15 protein-coding genes are annotated in these 17,007 nt (G+C 43.1%); 9 read left to right on the top strand and 6 right to left on the bottom strand.

Annotation, left to right across the window (positions count from 1 at the left end; translation table 11 throughout):
- Window positions 1-38: 38 nt before the first annotated feature.
- From infB to rimP, 3 genes are all read right to left on the bottom strand, one after another.
- Window positions 39-2,981 carry a translation initiation factor IF-2 gene (gene infB, locus ID165_RS22990; protein WP_225586877.1) on the bottom strand — a complete coding sequence of 981 codons (2,943 nt, stop codon included), beginning with the start codon at window positions 2,979-2,981 and terminating at the stop codon, window positions 39-41.
- 62 nt (window positions 2,982-3,043) lie between these two features.
- Window positions 3,044-4,288 carry a transcription termination factor NusA gene (nusA, locus tag ID165_RS22985; RefSeq protein ID WP_192347758.1) on the bottom strand — a complete coding sequence of 415 codons (1,245 nt, stop codon included), beginning with the start codon at window positions 4,286-4,288 and terminating at the stop codon, window positions 3,044-3,046.
- A gap of 5 nt (window positions 4,289-4,293) precedes the next feature.
- Complete coding sequence (rimP, locus tag ID165_RS22980) at window positions 4,294-4,770, bottom strand: ribosome maturation factor RimP (protein WP_192347757.1); 477 nt, start codon at window positions 4,768-4,770, stop codon at window positions 4,294-4,296.
- 315 nt (window positions 4,771-5,085) lie between these two features.
- On the opposite strand from rimP, the gene ID165_RS22975 reads away from it, so the two are divergent.
- From ID165_RS22975 to rodA, 5 genes are read left to right on the top strand one after another with little or no spacing between them, the layout of a single operon-like run.
- Complete coding sequence (locus ID165_RS22975; RefSeq protein WP_111318777.1) at window positions 5,086-6,114, top strand: rod shape-determining protein; 1,029 nt, start codon at window positions 5,086-5,088, stop codon at window positions 6,112-6,114.
- 7 nt (window positions 6,115-6,121) lie between these two features.
- Window positions 6,122-6,958 (top strand): rod shape-determining protein MreC, encoded by an 837-nt coding sequence (gene mreC, locus ID165_RS22970; RefSeq protein WP_192347756.1) that lies wholly within the window; start codon window positions 6,122-6,124, stop codon window positions 6,956-6,958.
- A complete protein-coding gene (locus ID165_RS22965; protein ID WP_192347755.1) occupies window positions 6,948-7,469 on the top strand; it encodes a rod shape-determining protein MreD in 522 nt (173 codons plus the stop codon). The genes mreC and ID165_RS22965 overlap by 11 nt, the downstream gene beginning before the upstream one ends.
- A complete protein-coding gene (mrdA, locus tag ID165_RS22960) occupies window positions 7,469-9,271 on the top strand; it encodes a penicillin-binding protein 2 (RefSeq protein WP_192347754.1) in 1,803 nt (600 codons plus the stop codon). The genes ID165_RS22965 and mrdA overlap by 1 nt, the downstream gene beginning before the upstream one ends.
- Window positions 9,271-10,545, top strand: a complete 1,275-nt coding sequence (gene rodA / locus ID165_RS22955; RefSeq protein ID WP_192347753.1) for a rod shape-determining protein RodA — start codon at window positions 9,271-9,273, stop codon at window positions 10,543-10,545. Before mrdA ends, rodA begins: the two co-directional genes overlap by 1 nt.
- On the opposite strand, the gene ID165_RS22950 is transcribed toward rodA, so the two are convergent.
- The 3 genes from ID165_RS22950 to ID165_RS22940 all read right to left on the bottom strand — a co-directional run bounded on the left by ID165_RS22950 (window position 10,542) and on the right by ID165_RS22940 (window position 12,960).
- Window positions 10,542-11,117, bottom strand: coding sequence for an HD domain-containing protein (locus ID165_RS22950; protein WP_192347752.1), 576 nt, complete (start codon window positions 11,115-11,117; stop codon window positions 10,542-10,544). The genes rodA and ID165_RS22950 overlap by 4 nt on opposite strands.
- 20 nt (window positions 11,118-11,137) lie before the next feature.
- Complete coding sequence (locus ID165_RS22945; RefSeq protein WP_192347751.1) at window positions 11,138-11,698, bottom strand: Pycsar system effector family protein; 561 nt, start codon at window positions 11,696-11,698, stop codon at window positions 11,138-11,140.
- A gap of 149 nt (window positions 11,699-11,847) precedes the next feature.
- Window positions 11,848-12,960 carry a hypothetical protein gene (locus tag ID165_RS22940; protein ID WP_192347750.1) on the bottom strand — a complete coding sequence of 371 codons (1,113 nt, stop codon included), beginning with the start codon at window positions 12,958-12,960 and terminating at the stop codon, window positions 11,848-11,850.
- A gap of 33 nt (window positions 12,961-12,993) precedes the next feature.
- Between ID165_RS22940 and ID165_RS22935 the strand changes: the two genes are divergently transcribed.
- The 4 genes from ID165_RS22935 (at window position 12,994) to rho (ending at window position 16,833) form a co-directional block, all read left to right on the top strand.
- Window positions 12,994-13,320: a 2Fe-2S iron-sulfur cluster-binding protein gene (locus ID165_RS22935; protein WP_192347749.1), complete on the top strand. Its 327-nt coding sequence runs from the start codon at window positions 12,994-12,996 to the stop codon at window positions 13,318-13,320.
- Window positions 13,321-13,328: 8 nt separating this feature from the next.
- Entirely contained in the window at window positions 13,329-13,913 is a 585-nt protein-coding gene (locus tag ID165_RS22930) for a thymidine kinase (protein ID WP_192347748.1), read from the top strand.
- A 217-nt stretch (window positions 13,914-14,130) separates the two neighbouring features.
- Complete coding sequence (gene recO, locus ID165_RS22925) at window positions 14,131-14,820, top strand: DNA repair protein RecO (RefSeq protein WP_192347747.1); 690 nt, start codon at window positions 14,131-14,133, stop codon at window positions 14,818-14,820.
- A 207-nt stretch (window positions 14,821-15,027) separates the two neighbouring features.
- The gene (rho, locus tag ID165_RS22920; protein ID WP_192347746.1) at window positions 15,028-16,833 is read left to right on the top strand and encodes a transcription termination factor Rho; all 1,806 of its coding nucleotides are present in this window, start codon (window positions 15,028-15,030) and stop codon (window positions 16,831-16,833) included.
- Window positions 16,834-17,007: the final 174 nt, after the last annotated feature.

Genomic DNA, 17,007 nt, shown 5'->3' with positions numbered 1-17,007 from the left:
CAATGCTGTCCCTATTCATCAATATATCTTAGCGAAAATTATTTCTTACGCTTGATTTCCTTCATTTCGTATCCTTCAATGGTATCATCAATCTCGATATTGTTGAAGCCCTTGATCGAAATACCGCATTCGTATCCGGCTTTCACTTCAGCTACATCATCCTTGAATCGCTTCAATTGATCAATTTCACCTTCGTGGATCACAATACCGTCTCTGATCACCCGAATCTTATTCTTTCTGGTGATGAAACCATCTGTAACATAAGAACCTGCAACAGTACCCACTTTGGTGATTTTGAATACTTCACGAACCTGGATGTTACCGGTGATTACTTCTTCGAATTCCGGCTCAAGCATGCCTTCTATAGCATCCTTGATTTGGTTGATCGCATCGTAGATGATAGAATAATGCCTGATTTCAATCTCTTCCTGTTCTGCAAGTCTCTTCGCATTAGGAGAAGGTCTCACTTGGAATCCGAGGATAATCGCATCAGAAGCTGAAGCAAGCAGTACATCAGATTCAGAAATCTGTCCCACACCTTTGTGGATAATGCTCACTTTCACTTCATCCTTAGAAAGTTTCAGGAGTGAATCAGAAAGTGCTTCTACCGATCCATCCACGTCACCTTTGATAATGATATTGAGTTCCTTGAAGCTACCGATTGCCAAACGACGACCGATCTCATCCAAGGTGATATGCTTCTTGGTTCTTAAGCTTTGCTCTCTCTGGATTTGCTCTCTTGAGTTGGCTATATCCCTAGCTTCGCGCTCAGTATCATAAACTTTGATAATATCACCCGCTTGTGGAGCTCCACCCAGACCAAGCACCTGAACAGGTGTAGATGGTCCAGCTTCTTTTAGCTTTTTACCTTTGTGATCAAACATCGCTTTCACACGACCGTGATGCTGACCGGCTAGAATTATGTCTCCGATTTTCAATGTACCGGCCTGAACCATAATAGTAGATACATAGCCTCGTCCTTTATCCAATGACGCTTCTATAACTGTACCTGCGGCGTTTTTGTCCGGATTGGCTGTGAGTTCCAATACTTCAGATTCTAAGAGAACTTTCTCCAACAAATCATCAATCCCTTCGCCTGTTTTAGCAGAGATATCCTGAGATTGATATTTACCGCCCCACTCTTCTATCAAGAGATTCATGTTTGCAAGCTCTTCTTTGATCTTGGCAGGGTTGGCATTTGGTCTATCTATTTTGTTGATGGCAAAAATCATCGGTACACCGGCAACCTGTGCGTGATTAATCGCTTCTTTGGTCTGAGGCATAATGCTGTCATCAGCCGCAATTACGATAATCGCCACATCCGTGATTTTAGCACCACGGGCACGCATCGCTGTAAATGCTTCGTGTCCCGGAGTATCAAGGAATGCAATCTTATGACCTGTTTTTGTCATTACATCATAAGCACCAATGTGTTGGGTGATTCCCCCCGCCTCATCAGCAGTCACTTTGGACATACGGATGTAATCCAGTAAGGAAGTCTTCCCATGATCGACGTGCCCCATGATGGTGACGATCGGTGCTCTTTCTACCAATTGTTCCGGAGAATCTTTTTCCTCCACCTCAATCTCATCTTCAATTGATTTGGTAAATTCCACCTCATAACCGAACTCATCAGCAATAATTGTAATTGCCTCTGCATCCAAGCGCTGGTTAATCGAAACGAACATACCCAAAGACATGCAAGCAGATATAATCTGATTAACAGTAAGATCCATCAATGCAGCAAGGTCATTCGCTGAAATAAATTCAGTAACCTTTAAGATTTTTACTTCATCTGTTTCAAAATCTACATCTCTATCTCTCTCGGCCTTCTTATCTCTTCGGCTCTTGCCCTTTCCTCCTCCGGCACTTTTACCTTGAAGGCGTGCTAAGGTTTGCTTGATTTGATCCTGTATTTCCTTCTGGGTAGGTTCTGCTTTCTGGGCTCTGACAGGAGCACCACCTCTTGGTTGGTTTGCGCCACGTGGCCCCCCCCCCTGTGGTCTATTTCCAGGACCGGCTCCTCCAGGACGATTTCCTTGCCCAGGAGCTCCTCCCGGCTTATCAATACGCTTACGCGGGCGTTTTTTATCTCTTCCTCTTTCATCAGAGGAAGCTACCGGACCACCTTTCTTCTTAGGTCGGTCAGCAGGAAGTTCTATTTTCCCTAAAACTGTAAGTCCCTTAAGAGACTCTGCTTTTGCAGAAATCAGCTGATCTCCTGCAGCCGGTGCGTTAGGAGTAGTAGGCTTCTGCGGATCAGGCTTTGGTTCTTCTTTCTTCACCTGAGGTGCCGGCGGAACATTCGGCTTTTTCACTTCCTGAGCAGGCTTTGGCTGAGGTTTTGGTTGCTGCTGGGCAGGCTGTTGAGGTTTTCTGGAATCCCCATGTTTTTGACCATACTTATTCTGGCCATGCTGCTTATGCCTAGGGACTGAAGAAGTGTTTTTGCTCAGGTCTATTTTACCCAAAACTTTAATACCCTCTAATTTAGGGGATTCGGTTGAAATTTTCTCTGCTTCGGCAGGCGGAGAAGAAGGTTCAGAAGACGGCGCAGGCTTAGGCTCCTCCACTGCTTTAGGAACAGGTGTAGGTGCAGGGGCCTCCGGCTTAGACTCCTCCTCGACTGCTTTAGGAGCAGGTGCGGGAGTGGGAGTAGGCGCAGGCTCAGGAGTAGGTGCCGGAGTTGGTGTAGGTGCAGGCGTAGGCTCCACTGGTTTTGGCTCCTCCTTTGCAGGTTCCGGCTCTGCAGAAATTGGCTCATGCCGCTTCCCTATAGAGAGGTGCGAAGCCTCCTCTTTATCCAGGGCAGAAGATTTGAATTCCTTATTCAACATTTCAACTTGACTCATGTTGATCTTGGAATTCGGATTATTCTCCACCTCATAGCCCTTTTTAGCCAAGGACTCAACTATGGTTGCCGTACCCACGTTGAGTTTTCTGGCTATCTGGCCTAAACGCATCATTTTTTCTTCTGACATAAGCAAAAACTTCTTTCGAAATCTTAAATAATTAGGGTATTACACGGGGATTATTTCCCGATTTATTGATCAAATTCTTGTCCGAGAATCCTAAATATCTCATCTACAGTCTCTTCTTCAAGCTCTGTTCTTCGAGTCAGGTCCTCTTTAGTCAAGCTCAATACGCTTTTGGCAGTATCTAAGCCTGTCTTTTTTAATTCATCGATGATCCAGCTGTCGATTTCATCAACAAACTCCATCAAATCTACATCTTCTTCTTCGTACTCATTCAACTCACGGAATACATCGATTTCATAACCAATCAATCTACTCGCAAGTTTAATATTGTATCCTCCTTTGCCTATGGCAAGTGATACTTGATCAGGCTTAAGGAAAACAGAAATCCTCTTGGTCTCTTCATTCGCTGTGATCGAAGAAACCTTGGCAGGACTTAATGCTCTAGTGACATACAAATCCAGGTTTTCAGTGTAATTAATCACATCAATATTTTCATTCTGCAATTCTCTTACCACTGCATGAATCCTTGACCCTTTCATTCCCACACAAGCTCCCACAGGATCGATACGATCATCGTATGATTCAACAGCCACTTTCGCTCTTTCTCCCGGCTCTCTTACAATCTTGATGATTGTAATCAATCCATCATATACCTCAGGTACTTCATTCTCAAACAGACGTTCCAGGAAAACCGGAGACGTTCTGGAAAGAATGATTTTCGGATTACCATTAGACATATCCACACGGTGGACAATAGCCTTCACTGTATCTCCTTTTCTGAAGCGATCCTTTGAGATCTGCTCTGCTTTGGGTAAAATCAACTCGTTGCCTTCACCGTCCATAAGAAGAATCTCTCTTCCCAGAATCTGATAAACCTCAGCGCTTACGATTTCACCTACCAGTTCTTCATACTTGTTGTAAAGAATATCTTTTTCGAGATCTTTAATTCGCTGAATCAAGGTCTGGCGAGCCATCTGCACGGCACGTCTTCCGAAAGCTTCCAATTCGATTTTCTCGTAAACTTCTTCTCCTATTTCAAAATCCGGCTCAATCTTACGTGCTTCTGTAAAACTGATTTTATCAAAATCCCAAATATCCTCAGAATTGTCGTCAACAATTTCACGGATACGGAATATCTCAAGGTCACCTTGATCAGCGTTAATGGTCACATCGAAGTTTTCATCAGTTTCAAACTTCTTGCGAATCATTGCCCTGAACACATCTTCCAAGATACGGATCATTGTAGGTCGATCCACATTTTTAGATCTCGCAAATTCAGCGAAGGATTCTATTAAGACTTTGGCATCCATTTTATTTATTTAAAAGATACTTGTACAATTGATTTCTTCATCTCTTCAAAAGGAAGAGATACCTCCTCTTCTGTGGCTTTTTTGCCTTTTTCCTTTTTCTTTTTCACCAGTACTTTCACACCGGTTTCTGTCACTTCAAGTAGTTTGCCCTGAATTTCTTCACCCGAGTTCAAAGAAATCTTTAGCTCCCTGTTGATATTTTTCTGAAATTGTCTCCTACTACTCAAAGGAAAATCCAGCCCTGGGGAAGAGACCTCCAGAATATAAGCTTCAGGCATCATATCTTTTGCCTCCAGCTCTTCCGAAACAGCCCTGCTTAGCTTAGCGCAAGCTTGGATAGTCACCCCTTCATCAGCGTCCAAAAGGATGTTGAGAAGCTTTTTGCCTGATTTCTCAGACATTTTCACCTCTACAATGAAATGACTTTCATCCGGAAGATGCTTCTCTACAATCTCTTCGATAGCTTGTTTCAATTCAGTCATAGTATGCATAATGAAAGAGGGGACCATATGGTGTCCCCTCCAGAAACTTTCGAATACGACGCAAAGGTAAAATAATTTTGCAGTAAAAACAATGAGAGGGCTAAATCAAGAGCTAGAGATAATTAGGTTTTTTTTTGAAATAATCCCGGCAAACTAAGGCTGCCAGAGATTCATTTGATTTTGTTGCCAAAAAATATCCCGATTCTATCAAATTTGTCCCATTAAGATAATAATTTTGCCGACCCCCGTTTAATATGAATGCTTAGCATAGTATATTAAACTCCTAACTCCAATAAATACAATCAATACCTAAAAATGGGATTATTTGACTTTTTCTCTAGTGATATTGCAATTGACCTCGGTACCGCAAATACTCTGATCATTCATAAAGATAAAATCGTAGTTGACGAGCCTTCTATCATCGCAATAGACAAAACCACCAACCGCGTATTGGCAGTGGGTCGTGAAGCGATGAACATGCATGAGAAAACACACGAAAACATAAAGACTATACGTCCACTGAAAGATGGTGTGATTGCCGATTTCTACGCCGCAGAGCAAATGATCAGGGGGTTAATCAAAATGATCCCCGGCCAGAAAAAAGGACTATTCCCCCAATCACATCGCATGGTGATATGTATTCCTTCGGGAATTACTGAAGTGGAAAAAAGAGCAGTACGTGATTCGGCTGAACACGCCGGAGCAAAAGAAGTGTATATGATTTTCGAACCAATCGCCGCGGCAATCGGAATCGGTATCGATATAGAAAAACCTATGGGATCCATGATTGTGGATATCGGAGGAGGTACTACAGAGATTGCTCTGATCGCATTATCGGGTATAGTAGCGGATCAGTCTATCAGGGTGGCGGGAGACACATTCACCAAAGACATCTTGGACTACATGCGCCGTCAGCACAACTTGCTGATCGGTGAGCGTTCTGCCGAAAAGGTGAAAATCGCAATCGGATCGGCGCTGACTGAACTGGACGAGCCTCCGGAAGATTACGAGATCAGAGGCCGTGACTTGATGACTGGGATTCCTAAGGTGATCAAAGTCTCTTATTCTGAAATTGCCTTCTCTCTTGACAAATCGGTTTCGAAAATTGAGGAAGCCGTACTGAAAGCATTGGAGATTTCACCTCCGGAACTCTCTGCGGACATCTATGACAACGGCATTCACCTGACTGGCGGTGGAGCATTGCTGAAAGGTCTGGACAAAAGACTGCATCAAAAGACTAAACTCCCAATCCATATTGCAGAAGATCCGCTTAGAGCTGTGGTGAGAGGAACAGGCACTGCCTTGAAAAACATACAGAATTTCCGAACAGTATTGATGACTTAAACCCAGAATGCTACGCATCCTTCAATTCCTTTATAGTCTAAGGTCTTTCCTCTTATTTGTTTTACTTGAAGTATTGGCGATAGGGTTAATTGTCTCCAATAATTCACCGCAGGGTGCAGCTTTCTTCAATAGTTCCAATGCAGTAACAGGCTCTATTCTCAAAGTCCGTTCGGATATTCTGGATTTCTTTACTCTTGCTGAAGCCAATGAAGTGCTCCTTAGTGAAAATGCTGATTTAATCGGGCATCTTAAGACCATGAATGCTATTCCGGACAGTGCTACTCTCGAATTGGATTCTGCATTTGAGGCACAGTTCAATTTCAAAGGAGCTCGAATTATCAGCAATTCCCTGCGTTTTGCCCAAAACCACATTACCCTTAACAAAGGGGCTAAAGACGGTGTAAGACCTGGAATGGGAGTATTCAACGAACAGGGAGCTATTGGAAGAGTGAAGTCCGTGTCTGAAAATTACTCGGTAGCCATTTCCCTGCTCAACACGGAGATGAGCCTTTCTTCCAAAATCAAGACAAACGGATCATTCGGCACAACCAAGTGGGACGGCAAGGACTCCAAGAAAACCAAGCTTCTCTATGTGCCCCGCCATGTGACCGCTAACGTCGGTGACACAGTCATCACCACTGGATACAGTGCGGTTTTCCCGGAGGGGATCCTTGTAGGCTTCATCGAGAGCATAGATCAAGGTGAAGATCCAAACTATTTGGACATTGTAATAAACCTAAGCACGGATTTCAGCAAGGCTCATTACGTATACCTGGTAGAAAACACTCAATTGGCTGAGCTTGATTCTCTTTACAAGCAATCCGAAATAGAAAATGAATTTTAGAAACCTGATCACTTATGTCTTCTTAGTGACTTGTCTGTTTTTGGTACAGGTTTTACTGCTGAAAAACCTTGCGCTTTTTGGTGTGGCTTTCTGTTTCATTTATTTACTGGGTATTCTGAGTTTCCCCATAAACATGCGGAGCTTTCCCCTCATCCTGATCAGCTTTGGGTTAGGATTGCTTATAGATGTATTTTATGACACACTTGGACTCCACGCAGCGGCCGCGACGCTTATGGCGTTTTTGAGAACTTACTGGCTCAAAGCCATCAGCCCAAATGGCGGGTATGATGATGCGAATAACCCTACCCTCCCGGAAATGGGAATTGGCTGGTATATAAGCTATTCATTGCCTTTGGTTTTTGCCTTTTCATTGACGTTTTTCATTGCCGATCAATGGGGTACCGGAGGATTATATGGCGTACTAAACAAAAGTCTTTTCTCTTCCATATTTACAGTCATTTTGGCTATAATTGTACAACTACTGTTCTTCAAACGTAGGAGAGGAATCTGATGAACGACCAAAGGCCCGTAGTAATAATCATCTTTGTATTCTTGGTAGGTTTGGTTCTATTGACCAAGCTATTTATGATACAAGTGATGGACGACAGCTTCACAAAAAGAGCTGAGCGGAACGCCATTCAACGAGTGGTGGATCACCCCTATCGAGGACTGGTATATGACCGCAAGGGAAAACTACTCGTATACAACAATCCCATTTTTGATTTGATGATCGTGCCTAAAGAGTTTCAAGTGGGAGATACTACCCGTTTCTTGGAACTTTTTGGGATTACCAAAGAGCATTTGATCGAATCCTATCAAGCTGCCCGAAAATACTCTTACGTAAAGCCTTCTACTTTCATCAAGCAGATTTCTACCAATGATTTTGCCAGAATCCAGGATTTTCTGATCGATTACCCGGGACTCTTCATTACTACCCGGTCAGTACGTTCCTATCCCGAGCCGGTAGCTTCCCATGCTCTCGGCTACATAGGCGAGATCAGTGGCAGACAACTGGAACGCGACAGTTCTAAATATTACACACAGGGAGACTATGTGGGGCTGAGTGGAATGGAACGCTTCTATGAGGATCAGCTCCGCGGTACCAAAGGGGTAAAATATAAGATGGTCAACGTGCGTGGGGTTGACAAAGGTCCTTTCAAAGAAGGGGAATATGACACCGCATCTATAGCAGGGCGCAATATCAACTCTTCCATAGATCTGGAACTACAGAAATATGGGGAAAAGCTAATGATGGGAAAAACAGGATCAGTAGTAGCCATTGAACCAAAAACCGGGGAAATTCTATCCATGATCTCCGCTCCTTTTTATGACCCAAACAGCCTGACAGGATCTGATTTTGGCAAAAGCTATACTGCTCTAAATAAGTTGGAAACAAAGCCTTTGTTCAATCGCCCTATCATGGCTACTTATCCCCCAGGCTCTATCTTTAAAATTGTCCAAAGCCTAATAGGCCTTCAAGAAGGTATTTTGACCCCTGAGACTACCTTTGCCTGCAACAGGTCTTTGGTTGCATGCCATAATCACCCTTCACCCGTCAATCTATTTGGTGCAATCCGAAACTCCTGTAATCCGTACTATCACCAGGCTTTCCGTCAGATTATCAATCAGGAAGTATCTAGCAATACCTTCAAGGATACGGAAATTGGGCTTAACGCCTGGAGAGAGCAGGTGTTAAAATTTGGGCTTGGCTCCCCGCTAGGAGTAGATATGCCAAATGAAAAGAAAGGTTTGGTGCCAAACAGTGCCTATTATGATCATTATTATGGCAATGGCCGCTGGAAATACTCCACCATCTACTCTTTGTCAATAGGGCAGGGAGAATTATTGGTCACACCGCTTCAAATGGCTAATTTGGCTGCAATTTTTGCCAATAAAGGTTTTTACTATACTCCCCACTTGATAAGATCAATTGACGGAGACAAGAATCAAATTCCCCAAGAATACCTGACCAAGCATGAAGTAGGTGTGGATGCGCACCATTTTGACATGGTACAGGACGCTATGGTACAGGCTTTGTTTGGCACAGCCCAGCGTGCACTTATGAAGGATATTCAAATCGCAGGAAAAACCGGAACTGCACAAAATCCCCATGGAGAAGATCACTCCGTGTTTATTGCTTTTGCCCCAAAAGAAAATCCTCAAATAGCGATAGCCGTCTATGTGGAAAATGCAGGATGGGGAGGCAGAGCCGCAGCAAGTACAGCTTCTCTGATGATAGAAAAATATCTAAAGGACAGTATCTCCCGGCCTGAACTTGAGCAATACGTCATGACAGGAAATTTCATTTATTAATGCGCGAAAAGGATATCAACATAAATCGGGTGGATTGGGTCACCGTTATGATCTATTTCGCATTGGTAATGGTAGGTTGGTTTAATATCTATGCCGCAGTCTACGACGGACAAGTAGATAAAAGCATCTTCGATACCTCCATCAATTCCGGAGTCCAACTGGTATGGATAGGAACAGCAATCGCGATTATCATCGTAATCATGGCTGCGGATTACCGGCTCTTCGAAAATCTGGCTATCCCCCTATATCTGGTAATGCTGGTATTGTTGCTACTCACTCCTTTTCTGGGAAAAGAAGTAAATGGGCAGATACTCTCGATTGGCATTGGCTCTTTTCGTATCCAACCTGGGGAGTTTGCCAAATTTGCAACCGCATTGGCATTGGCCAAGTTTATGGAAAGACCAACCTTTGATCTCTCCAAAACCCAATATCAACTACAGGCATTCGGTGTGCTCTTATTGCCGATAGTATTTATCATTCTTCAGCCGGATACAGGTACTGCAATGGTGTATTTCTCCTTTTTGATCATGTTCTATCGTGAAGGTCTTCCGCAAAAATATTATGTGCTTGGTATCGGTTTAATCGCATTGGTTTTGCTCGCTTTGGGGATAGAAAACAATCTTTATCTGGCAGGAGCGATTGTGGTGATAGTCATCATCCTAATTCTGCTGGGAAAAAAGACCCCTCAGCAGATTATCGCATTCAGTCTGATAGGTATAGGGTTGATAGCATTCACCTACAGCCTTGATTATGTAGTATCCAAGCTCCCCCAGCATCAGCAAAACAGAGTTATGGTGCTGTTCAACCCTGACCTTGATCCGCTTGGCGTCGGCTGGAATGTCACTCAGTCGAAAATAGCGATTGGTTCAGGGGGACTTACAGGAAAAGGTTATTTGCAGGGCACCCAGACCAAGTTTGACTTTGTCCCAGAGCAACATACCGATTTCATCTTTTGTACTTTAGGTGAAGAATTTGGCTGGCTAGGCAGCCTAGTAGTAATTTCACTGTTTGTAGCTTTGCTTACCAGATTGGTTTTTATGGCTGAGCGCCAAAAGAATAGATTCAATAGAATATATGGTTACGGCGTGATTTCAATCCTGACATTCCACTTCATGATCAATATCGCCATGACCATTGGTCTATTCCCTGTGGTAGGGATTCCGTTGCCTTTCTTAAGTTATGGAGGTTCTTCGCTGTGGTCATTTACCATTTTGCTCTTTATCTTCATCAAAATGGACAGTGCCAGAGCGCTTCAGTTGGGTAGAATGGGTTAAGAATCCAGCAGTTTATTTAGCCAAATTTGCTTCTGTGGCTCCCTATATCTGATTGCAAACGGCGTATGAAAATGATGTGTCTTCAAGAAATTAATCTGGAGATCCCTCCATTCCAAGTCGGTAGAGATCGCATTCATATTTTTTAATTCCTCGAACAACTTCCGGCTGGTTTGGGGATAATCATCCCTGCCCAAGTAATCCAAATCAGCGTCACAAATGATCCGTTGAAGATGGGTTTGCGGTTTTTGGGGAATTCTGGTGGCCATCACCAACCCCTTTACAATCTCTATATCTTTCTGATTCACTCCCAGATCCTTCAAAATAGTCTCTGCCATACCCGCCCCCACTTCTTCATGATTCTCCGAGCCTTTGAGAAAACCCATATCGTGAACAATCGCTCCGACTCTAAGCAAGTACCGCTCTTTCTCCGGAAGCTTTTCCCGCCTGATGTACTGATTACACACATTCAATACATCCAGAGTATGGTCAAGCGCATGGTACGTCAATTCCTTGGGTAGATTAGCCTCAAGATTGGAGAGAACTTGATTACGAAGCGTGCGATATCCTTTCATGGACGAAACAGGGCTAATTGCTAAAAAGCTGTCTTTATGGCATAATACAGGATAAAGACAAACATCAGAGCAATGTTAAACGATAAATATCGAACGGAAAGGTTGACATTTCTGAACTTTGCTGCCGTGATCTTGGCGTTGATATAAACTTGCTCCCCTAACTGATCAAAGAGCGGCCGCCTGCTGGTGTTTACTTTTTCCAGCTCTTTCACATAATCTTTAATCGGGCCATAGGAGGAAATAATGTTCCCAAAAAAGAAAACGCTCTTGTCATAATTGGTCTCAATCTGCGGCATAAAGCATCTGAAACTATAATAAATAGAAACCACAGTGAATACAAACCAAGCTCCCATGAATCCGTATGTGAGAACATCTGAAGAAGCCAACGCTATCAGATGCTCATAAAACTGAAAAAAGACATTCATCAATAACCCATAAAAAGACAACACTAAGCCGGCTTTGATCTCAGAAGCTTTGATCAAATCACGCAAATACATAATCAGATACCAGTAATTATCCACTGCATCTATACCCGGGTCCAACGGGGGCAAGTCTTTCAGGTCTTGAAGTTTCTTACGCATTGGGTGAAAAATGCTTATTCAAAATTATCGACATGTAAAAACAAGATAATCTGTCAATTAAGCAATTCCTATAAATTAAGGAGATTTGATTGTTTAAAAAGAAAAAAGAGCTAGAAATCAGCTCTTTGCAATTCCCCGATAGCATGATATTACACTTCGAATTTTCTATAAACCAGCAAGAGAAATTCCTGCACGGGTTCCGCATCTGATTCCCATCGCAGCTCCGAAGCATAACGCGAATTTACCAAGCCTATAGCCTCATCAAATGAGTTACACTTATCTATTGATTTAAGCGCATGCTTGAGCAAATCAGCATTTCCGTCAAAAAGCACTTTGGTAAACATAAAGCGCTGATTGATGGCAAGACTTTCTGCCAGCTCGCCCATGATCCCTTTCATTCCTTTATAAGAGAGGGTTTCAAATTTAGCTCTCAAATTATAAGGGTCTAGTGTCCCCACAGTCCCGTTAGTATAGGTGGCCTGAACTGGCCTAATCGCCTCAGGTTCCTCTATCTTCATCCGCCCAGGTTCTACATGCTTAATGTCTGAGGTCTCTATTTCTACCTGATCGAAAAAGGAACTTTTAGATTCTTCTTCTTTACTTAGCCCAGAAGTCGGGGCAGCGGGGGGATCTATGGATTCCTGAACCAAATAGGCATCCAGGTCAAATGGCTTTACGTCTCCAAATGTAGCCAGCAGTAAATTCACCGATTCCAAAGACTCCTTTATCACCTGATAATTGGCGGCCACTGCACGCAGATATGCACTCTTATCATGCCCAAACCCAGCCTTATCTATTAGGAATGAAACCACTTGGTCATGCCATTTGTAGTACTTCTTGTTTTCCTTCAGAAATTCGTTGATTTGCCCCACCGGAGCTTTAGAAATCTCATTTTGGTAAAAGGTAACCGGATCAGTCGCAAGCTGAACAGCCTGTTGCACAGCTGTAGACAGTAGCGGCTGCAATTGCTCTTTTTCAATTTTGATTCTTCTGGAAAGCACGTTCATAAACTCAGTCAACGCCTCATGCACCGTAATGTCCCTGTAATCAAAATATGGGCTGCTTTTGAGCTTCGCCAGCTCTTCTTGCCACAGTTCAAACAGTCTTTTGATAATAAAAAAATTCACCTGGGTACTATTGGTCAACTGTACGATATCCTGCCCAGTCATGTATTGTTTGGTGGAGAAAAATTGCCCACAGACAATTGCGGCATAGTCTTCGGCGTATTTTTCTAAATAATTGCTGTTAATTTGAGTTGTCATTGAAGAGTGGTGTTTACAAAAGTCAACGAACAAATGCCTCAAATCGTTATAGAGAATCTATTTAATCTGAGGATCGATTCCATTAGCTTTCATCGTAAAGTTATCGAAATTATTCATGAAAACGGTATAGATTGGATGCATGCCTGCGGGAAAAAGGGCAGATGTACTACTTGTAAAATCATCCTAAAATCCGGTGAAGAGCATCTCTCCCCTCCTACCAAGTCTGAGCTTGATTTTCTACATCAAGGCCGGTTGAAGGTTGGAGAAAGGTTGGCTTGTCAGGCGGAACTCCGCACAGGTGAGATTGTCGTCAGGGTGGGCGAATTCAATAAGTTTCCACATATAAAGTATAGCGAATAGCATCAGTCATGTTTATAGAACCTTCCATTGGAAAGCTGAAATCTTCAGGGAACAAAGGTCAGATCGAAGTGATTTGTGGATCCATGTTTTCCGGTAAAACTGAAGAGTTGATCCGTCGTCTGAACCGTGCCCGTATTGCAAAGCAAAAGGTCGAAATATTCAAACCTGCAATCGATAAGCGTTACGATGAGAATGATGTGGTTTCTCACAATGACAACTCCATCCGCTCCACACCGGTAAATTTCGCCAACGACATCTTGTTACTGAGCGGGGATTGTGATGTAGTGGGGATAGATGAAGTGCAGTTTTTTGATGAACAGATTGTACCGGTAGCTCAAAAACTTGCCAATCAGGGTAAGCGTGTAATCCTTGCCGGACTTGACATGGATTTTGAAGGCAATCCCTTTGAGCCCATGCCAAAACTTATGGCCATAGCAGAATATGTCACCAAGGTAAATGCCATTTGCATGAAATGCGGGGGATTGGCAGCATTCTCATTTCGACTATCCGATGCTAAGGAGAAAGTGGTTCTGGGAGAAAAGGAAAGCTATGAGGCGAGATGTAGAAGGTGTTTTTATGAAGATAAAAAGTAGTCGGATGTGAAATGTCCGATGTGGGAATCTAAGAAAAACAGACCAACTTAGAGTCGTGTTCTCTGTTAACAGGCCGTGTACGCTTTGGCCAAGTAGATGTCTCCAGAAGCCCATTTGAATAAGACTTCACAAACTGGATAAATTATAGGATTGTATTACTTAGAATCCGCAGAGATTTGCGCACTTTTCTACGTAAATCTGCGGGAAAGATGAAAGGATGCTCAAAAAGACCCAAGGGATAGTTCTCAGCTCCATTAGATATAAAGAAACGAGTATTATCGTGAAGATATTTACGCGGGAACTCGGACTTAAGTCCTACTTGGTGAACGGTGTAAGATCTCAGGGCAGCAAATCAAAAATAGCTTTGTACCAACCGCTCACCCTATTGGAACTGGTAGTCTACGACAAAGACAGTGGTGGTTTGCAGCGAATCTCCGAGGCCCGGCTGCATAGAGCGAACCAGTTGATACCGTTTGATTTTAGTAGGACAGGAATTGCGCTTTTTCTTACCGAAGTGATCAGTAAGTCTATCTATGAAAATTATCAGAATGAATTACTTTTTGATTTTCTCAGAGAATGCGTCATAAGATTGGATAGCAAGGATGCTCGCTTGGGACAGTTTCCGTTGATTTTCCTTATCGAAAAAGCAAAATTTTTGGGCTTTGCACCGGAAGAAGCTCTTGGATTTTTGTCAGAAAGCCGGTCACAACCATTTTCTCACTCTGAGCTAACCCAAGCTGAAATTTATTTAACAGCACTGATGAATGACTCTTTTTCCAATGAAACCAGAATAAGCAAATCACTCCGTCAGAAGCTTTTAGATCACCTGCTTGACTTCTATAGTCAGCACTTGGATAATCCCGGAAACTGGAAGTCTTTGGAGATTTTGAGACAATTAAACAGCTAATCTCAACTATATCACTGAAATAAAGGTTAATCCCAAATAATTACTTGCTAAATACAAACTCATAAGTTAATATTGTGACATCACCGTGAATGAACAAGCCAGCCCACTTTTGGCTTGAGTATTTCCTGCAGATCTTTTTTGCTCAGAAAATCATCCACGATCTCAAATACCGCATTTACTACATTTTATTTATTTCATCCCCTCTTTATGTACAACATAGAAGAACTCAGAGTCAGATTACTATCTGAACTGAAGGAAATCGCTGAGGAGCTAGGTGTCAAAAACCGCAAATCTCTAAAGAAAGACGAACTCGTCTATGCTATCCTTGACCAACAAGCCATCACCCCGGAGCAAGCTTTACCCAAAAAGAAGCCTTCGACCGCCGTAGAGCCAGCTAAAGCACCTGAAATACCTGCAGAAGGACCAAAGCCCGCTGCTGCAGCTGCACCCAAACCCTCCGAAGAACCGGAATACAAGCCGAAGTTCAAAAGACAAAACGTAACGGCAATTCCAAAGTCAGAGGAAACGCCATCCCAAGAGCAGAAAAACGCACCGGAACCTAAGAACAGTGACACTAAGTCTGACTGGAAAGCTAAAAAAGAAGCGCAGCCGGAACGCCCGGAAAGAAAACCACTCCCTCAGCCTGAGTCAAACACTGAAGAACCAAAAACTTTTAGACCTAGGCGTAAAGCTGTGGAAGAAGTAGAAACTACGGCATCACCGGAAGTCAAAGAAGGAAAATCCGCACCTATCACTAAACCTGCACAAGTTAAGTCTGAACAGGAAATCGAACTTCCGAAAAGAAGAAATTTCAAATCGCCCGATGAAGTAATGGCTCCTACAGCCGAAACAGTGCCTCATTCAAACCGCAGACGCCCGGGAGTGAATCCTAGGGAATTTGATGGAGTGATAGACAATGAGGGCGTTTTGGAAATGATGCAGGAAGGCTACGGATTCCTTCGTTCATTGGATTACAACTACCTTGCTTCCCCTGACGATATCTACGTATCGCCAAGCCAGGTAAAACTTTTTGGTTTGAAAACCGGCGACCATATCAAAGGATCAATCCGCCCACCAAAAGAAGGTGAGAAATACTTTGCCCTCCTGAAAATCGCCACTGTAAACGGCAAGACCACGGATGAGATCAGAGACCGTGTTCCCTTTGAATACCTGACTCCCCTTTTCCCGGAAGAAAGATTAAACTTATCTACCACCGGTGATAAATTCTCCACACGGGTAGTGGATCTATTTGCTCCTATCGGAAAAGGACAAAGAGGCATGATCGTAGCCCAACCCAAAACAGGAAAAACTGTTTTGCTACAGCAGATCGCAAATGCTATTACAAAAAATCATCCCGAAGTCCACTTAATGATCTTGCTGATCGATGAGCGGCCTGAGGAAGTGACCGATATGGCTCGATCAGTAAATGCAGAGGTGATCTCCTCCACATTTGACGAGACAGCTGACAGGCATGTAAAAGTATCAAATATCGTATTGGAAAAAGCCAAGCGTATGGTAGAAGTAGGCCATGATGTGGTTATCCTGTTGGATTCCATTACCAGACTTGCCAGAGCACATAATACAGTAGTACCAAGCTCGGGAAAAATCCTTTCCGGTGGTGTGGATGCCAATGCGCTCCACAAGCCGAAGCGTTTCTTCGGAGCAGCACGAAACGTAGAGAACGGTGGTTCACTGACTATCATTGCTACTGCATTGGTGGAGACAGGCTCCAAAATGGATGAGGTGATCTTTGAAGAATTCAAAGGAACAGGCAATATGGAACTTGCCCTGGACCGTAAGCTTGCCAATAGAAGAATCTACCCATCCATCGATGTACTTAACTCAGGCACCCGTCGTGAGGATCTTCTCATGGACAAAGAAGAAATGCAGCGTGTGTGGATCCTTCGTAAGCTGATGAGTGACATGAACTCTCAAGAGTCTATGGAATTCTTACTGCAGCGAATGAAAGGAACGCGTGACAATGCCGAGTTCTTAATCAGCATGAATGGATAACCCTCCATTTCATTTATAAGGAAGCCCTTGACTTTTTAGATCAAGGGCTTTTTTCGTTTTTAGCAAAAATCCAAGCCAGATCTTAACAAATTCGGTTTTTTATATTTCAATTCTATATATCCTGTTTTCTGCCATTAAGGAAATAAAAGCAATATAGGATTTGGTAAACTCTAG

This window comes from Algoriphagus sp. Y33, from assembly GCF_014838715.1.
Taxonomy (GTDB): domain Bacteria; phylum Bacteroidota; class Bacteroidia; order Cytophagales; family Cyclobacteriaceae; genus Algoriphagus.
This window is presented reverse-complemented; position numbering and strand designations above follow the sequence as displayed.